Source organism: Clostridium sp. ATCC 25772 (assembly GCF_001573875.1).
In the GTDB taxonomy this organism is placed as follows: domain Bacteria; phylum Bacillota; class Clostridia; order Clostridiales; family Clostridiaceae; genus Clostridium_J; species Clostridium_J senegalense.
Genome location: NZ_LFRG01000166.1, coordinates 1 through 619 on the forward strand (window position 1 = coordinate 1; position 619 = coordinate 619).

1 protein-coding gene is annotated in these 619 nt (G+C 33.3%); it reads left to right on the forward strand.

Annotated features, from left to right (window positions below):
- Positions 1-619: pyridoxal-dependent decarboxylase (locus AZI32_RS17380; RefSeq protein WP_242865328.1), on the forward strand; the 619-nt coding region annotated here is incomplete at both ends.

Below are 619 nucleotides of genomic sequence, written 5' to 3' on the forward strand. Positions count from 1 at the left end.
AATCAATTAGGAGATAATTATGATACTCCAATATTTGGGACAACAGAATCTGGCTCTAGCGTGCCAAAAGATGTTTTAGGGAAAGATTCTATTGCTCCAAATGTAGCTTATAGATTAATCAAAGATGAGCTAATGAATGAAGGAAATGCAAGACTTAACTTATGTACATTCTGTCAAACATATATGGAAGATGAAGCAACACAACTTATGGCAGAAACACTAGAAAAAAATGCTATAGACAAATCTGAATACCCACAAACAACAGAGATGGAAAACAGATGTGTAAATATGATAGCAAACTTATGGAATGCACCAAAAGAATTAAATTATATAGGTACATCAACAGTAGGATCATCAGAAGCATGTATGCTTGGTGGTATGGCAATGAAATTCAGATGGAGAAATAGAGCAGAAAAATTAGGAATAGATGTAACAAAGAGAAAACCAAACTTAGTAGTATCTTCAGGATTCCAAGTTTGTTGGGAAAAATTCTGTGTATACTGGGATATAGAGATGCGTTTAGTACCAATGGATGAAGAGCATATGAGCTTAAATGTAGATAAAGTTTTAGATTATGTAGATGAATATACAATAGGGGTAGTAGCACTTCAAGGTATAA